This window comes from Streptomyces capoamus (assembly GCF_014654935.1).
Lineage (GTDB): Bacteria > Actinomycetota > Actinomycetes > Streptomycetales > Streptomycetaceae > Streptomyces > Streptomyces capoamus.
Genome location: NZ_BNBF01000007.1, coordinates 245,262 through 249,688, shown reverse-complemented (window position 1 = coordinate 249,688; position 4,427 = coordinate 245,262). Strand labels below are relative to the sequence as shown.

Genomic DNA, 4,427 nt, shown 5'->3' with positions numbered 1-4,427 from the left:
CCGCGTTCAGCACCGCCTGGTGCAGCCGCTGCACCTGGGGCCCCGGCTCCAGGCCGAGCCCGGCGACCAGCGCGCCGCGCAGCCGGTGGAACACCTGCAGCGCCTGCGCCCTGCGCCCGCTGAGGTGCAGGGCCCACATGTACTGGCCGTGCAGGCCCTCGTGCAGCGGGTTCTCCACCGTGAGGGCCGCCAGCTCGGCCAGCACCTCGCGGTACATGCCGAGCCGCAGCTCGACGTCGACCAGGTACTCGAAGGCGGCGAGCCGGGACTCCTCCAGCTGCCGGCGCCGGCTCTCCAGCACCCGCCCGGCCGGTACGTCCACCAGGGCGGGGCCGCGCCACAGCAGCAGGGCGTCGTTCAGGTCCCGCACCCCGGCCGCGTCGTCGCCGCGCACCAGGGCCTCACGGCCGGAGGTGACCAGGCTGCGGTAGCGGTGGACGTCGAGCGCCCCCGCCTCGGCGGCCAGCACGTACCCGCCGGCCCGGGTCACCAGGATCTCCCGGGCGACTTCGTCCGTGGTCAGGCCGGTGACCGCGGAGAACATCTTGCGCAGATTCAGGATGTACGTCTGCAGCGTGGTCAGACCGCTGACAGGTGGATCGTCGTCCCACAGGTCCCGCACCAGTGACGGCACGGGCACCGGCTGTCCCGCGTGGACGAGCAGCATCGCCAGCACGTTGCGCAGTTTGGGGGCGCTCGGGGCGGTCGTCTCCCCGTTCACCCGCACGTACAACGGACCCAGCACACCGAATTCCATCGCGTCCCCCCATTGTTCCGGCTTGTCCCGGCATCGAGAACCGTTGCTACGGGCGGTGCTCCTTCTCCGGCCACGGCTCGCCGAGCTGGCGGTAGGTGCCCTGGTAGTCGGGCCAGTCGCGGTGGTGGTGGATCTTGCCGTCGACGAAGTGGAAGAGGTGGATCTGCTCGCCGGAGAACAGGCGTCCGGTGGGCGCCATGCCGACCATCTCACCGACATGCCGCCCGTAGAGCACCAGCCGGGCACGCACCCAGTCGCCGTTCTCCTCGATGCCCACCTCTTCCAGGCGGGCCTCCTGCGAGAAGGTCTTCTTGACCCATGCGACATTGACCGCGAAAAGTTCCGGGCCGCGCAGCGAAGTGAATTCCAGAGTTCCCGGATTCATGTATTCCGGGTGGATGTAGTCCGCCACGTCATCCGTTTTCCCGGTGTTGTACGCCTCCACCAGGCGCCGGACGCTCGCTATCTGGTCGCTCACGGTTTCCCCTCCAGAATCGGTGCGGTGCGTGACGGAATCAATTCTTAGGAGACGACACGACCGGGGGCAAGGGGCGACAGGCATCCTGCGGGCTTCTTTGCGTTGTCCAGCCGCATTCCAGCGGCACTCCAAGACCCCTCCATCCGTGCCCGAGAAGAGGCCGGAAAGGTGGGGAATCCACCGAGAGAGCGGGAGAGCCAGTGGACACGTCCACGTACAAATCCGAAGTGGCGGCCGCCTTCAACAGCGCCGCGGCGTCCTACGACCGGCTCGGCGTGGAGTTCTTCACTCCGATGGGCCGGCGCCTGGTGGAGCGCGCGGCCCCCGGGGAGGGCGAGCGGGTCCTGGACGTCGGCTGCGGCCTGGGAGCCTGTGTCTTCCCGGCGGCCGAACGCGTGGGGCCCGGCGGCCGGGTGGTGGGCATCGACGTCGCCGAGGCGATGATCGAGGAGGCCGGGAAGGAGGCGGCGCGGCGCGGCGCCACCACGGTGGAACTGCGGGTGATGGACGGGGAGCACCCCGACTTCGCACCGCGCTCCTTCGACGTGGTGCTCGGCAGCTACAGCGTCATCTTCCTGCCCGACGCGCCCTCGGCGCTCGCCCGTTACGCGCCGCTGCTCTCGCCCGGCGGGCGGCTCGCCTTCACCAGCCCGGTGTTCAGCGACGACACCTTCCCCTTCCTGCCCCCTGTGTTCACGGAGCTGATCCCGCGCGAACTGCTGCTCGACCTGCCGCCGCAGTGGCAGCCCGAACGCCTCCAGCAGCGCTTCAACAGCTGGCTGGCGGACCCGGCCGATCTCACCCGCACCCTGGAGAAGGCCGGCTTCCAGGAGGTGTCGGTCGTCGACGAACCCGTCCGCCTGGTGGCCGAGTCGGGCCTGGCGTGGGTGGACTGGTCCCACACGCAGGGCATGCGCCTGCTGTGGAACCACCTCTCCGAGGACAGGCGCCGGCAGCTGCGGGAGCGGCTGATCACCTCGCTCGACGCGATGCGGGACGGGGACGGACCGCTCACGATCGACACGCCCGTGCGCTACGTCACGGCCACCGTCCGCGCCTGACGGCGCCGCGGGGTCCGGCGTCCTCCGGGTGCGTACGGCTCTTCCGGGTCCGTACGACTTCCGAGCCCGTACGACTTCCGGGGCCGCGGCTTGCGAGACCACGACCGCCGGGTCCGTACGACGACCGTACGGACCCGGCGCGCGTCACCCCCACACATACCGAAGCGGCGCCCCGCCCCGGGCACAGAGCCGGGGCGGGGCGCCGTCGGGTGCGGTCAGGCCGTCGTGACCGGGTGCTCCTCCGGATCGGGGGCCGCGGCGGTGCGGGTGACGGGGTGGCCCGCCGCCCGGATGCGCGCCACCGCGGCCTCCAGCGCCGCCCGGTCCGCCTCCGGCGGGCCCGGGCGGGCCGGGAGCAGTGACACCACCGCACTGGTCCCCCGCCGGACGGCCGGGTGACGGCGGGCCACCTGGGACAGGCCCTGTCCCGGCCCCACCTCCACCAGCAGGTGGTCGCCGGTCGCCAGCAGCCCTTCCAGCGCCGGCCAGAAGAGCACGGGTGCCACCGGCTGCCGCGCCCAGAAGAGGGGGTCGTCGATGTCGGACCGGGTCAGCACGGCGGCCGTGTAGGCGGAGTGGACCGGCAGGGACGGCGCGTGCCGGTCCACCGCGGCGAAGCGTTCGGCCGCACCCCGGCAGGCGGGTTCGAGCACCGGACTGTGGAAGGCACTGAGCGAGGGCACCCTCCGGCAGGTGAACCCGGCCTCCCGCAGCGCGCGGCCGACCTCGTCCAGCGGACCGTCGGGGCCGGCCAGCACCGTCTGGCGCGGGGCGTTGACCGCGCCGACCACCACGTCCCCGTGCAGGTGAGGGGCCACTTCCGCCGTGGACGCGGCGACCGCGAGCATGCCGCCGGGCGGCGCCCCGGCCAGCCGCCGTACCCGGTCGAGCACCAGGCCGGTGGCGTCCCGCCGGCCGAACACCCCGGCCAGGGTCGCCGAGGCCAGCTCCCCGATGCTGTGCCCCAGCAGGGCCGCCGGGCGCACGCCCCAGCTCAGCACCAGCCGGCCCAGCGCGTGGTCGACGGCGAAGAGCAGCGGCTGCGAGCGGGTGACGTGATCCATGTCCGTGGCGGGCCGTTCGGCCAGCCAGTCCTCGCGCAGCGCACCGCCCTCGGGGCCCGCCGCGTCGAAGAACTCGTCCATCGCGGCCGTGAACACCGGCTCGTGCCCGTAGAGTCCGGCCGCCATGCGGGGGTGCTGGGAGCCCTGCCCCGGCAGCAGCAGGGCGACGGGCAGCGGCCGTCCGGCGGTCACGCGGCCTCCCCCGTGCGTGCGGCGCCCGCCCAGTCGGGCCGCTCCAGCATCTCGACGACCGCGCAGGAGTAGGTGAACCCCGCACCCACGCTCATCAGGACGACCAGGTCCCCGGCGCCCAGGCTCCCGGAGGCGACCAGGTGGTCGAACCCGGCGATCTGGTCGCCGGCGCCGAGGTGTCCGACACCGCGGCTCCACTCCCACGTGGTGCGCTCCTCCGCGATCCCGAAGCGGGTGAGGAAGCCCGCCCGCAGCCGCTTGCGGCCCAGGTGGGGAAGGACGAAGCGGTCGACGTCGGCGAGCGTGACCCCGGCCTCGGCGAGGGCGCGCTCGACGGCGGCGTCCTGCGCGGCCCCGCTCGCCGCGACCACCTGGGTCACCCGGCGCGTGGCCAGGAAGTCCTTCTTGCAGGCGTCCAGGTCGACGACCGGGCGGTGGCTGAACGGGGTGCTGCCGAAGGGGTCGTCACCGCGGTGCATCCCTTCCAGTTCCGGTACGGACACGGTGGCCAGGCCCCGGAGCCGGGCGAAGCCCTCCCGCGAGGACAGCACCAGGGCGGTGCCCCCGTCCCCGTAGAAGGTGCCCGAGTCGCTGCGCCAGCGGTCGAAGCCGGGCGGGCGGAAGGCGTCACCGGTCGTCACCAGCACGCGCCGGTCGGCCTCGCCGGCCGCCGGGCCGGCCCGCAGGTGGTCGGCCGCGAGCCCGAGCGCGGCCATGCCGCCGTTGGAGACCTGGCCGACCTCGATCGCGGGGCACTGGTTGCCCACGGCGGTGCGCTGGACGTACGAGGCGGGGGCCCACAGGTCGTGCCCCTGGTAGAAGAAGCTGGCGTGCAGGATCAGGGACACGTCGACGAAGCCCGAGCGCCCGAGGGC

Annotated in this window: 5 protein-coding genes; 1 reads left to right on the top strand and 4 read right to left on the bottom strand. The window is 73.3% G+C overall.

What is annotated here, in order from left to right; all coding sequences use genetic code 11:
* Positions 1 to 745, bottom strand: a 745-nt coding sequence (locus tag IE312_RS14180) for an AfsR/SARP family transcriptional regulator (protein WP_229899711.1), incomplete at its 3' end; no start/stop codon positions are given.
* 58 nt (positions 746 to 803) lie between these two features.
* Entirely contained in the window at positions 804 to 1,235 is a 432-nt protein-coding gene (locus IE312_RS14175) for an ester cyclase (protein ID WP_189981686.1), read from the bottom strand.
* Between the two features lie 200 nt (positions 1,236 to 1,435).
* On the opposite strand from IE312_RS14175, the gene IE312_RS14170 reads away from it, so the two are divergent.
* Positions 1,436 to 2,296 (top strand): class I SAM-dependent methyltransferase, encoded by an 861-nt coding sequence (locus tag IE312_RS14170; protein ID WP_189981684.1) that lies wholly within the window; start codon positions 1,436 to 1,438, stop codon positions 2,294 to 2,296.
* Positions 2,297 to 2,511: 215 nt separating this feature from the next.
* On the opposite strand, the gene IE312_RS14165 is transcribed toward IE312_RS14170, so the two are convergent.
* A complete protein-coding gene (locus tag IE312_RS14165) occupies positions 2,512 to 3,552 on the bottom strand; it encodes an acyltransferase domain-containing protein (protein ID WP_370467555.1) in 1,041 nt (346 codons plus the stop codon).
* A partial coding sequence (locus tag IE312_RS14160; RefSeq protein WP_229899710.1) for a ketoacyl-ACP synthase III family protein occupies positions 3,549 to 4,427 on the bottom strand: 879 nt, incomplete at its 5' end. The genes IE312_RS14165 and IE312_RS14160, both read right to left, overlap by 4 nt.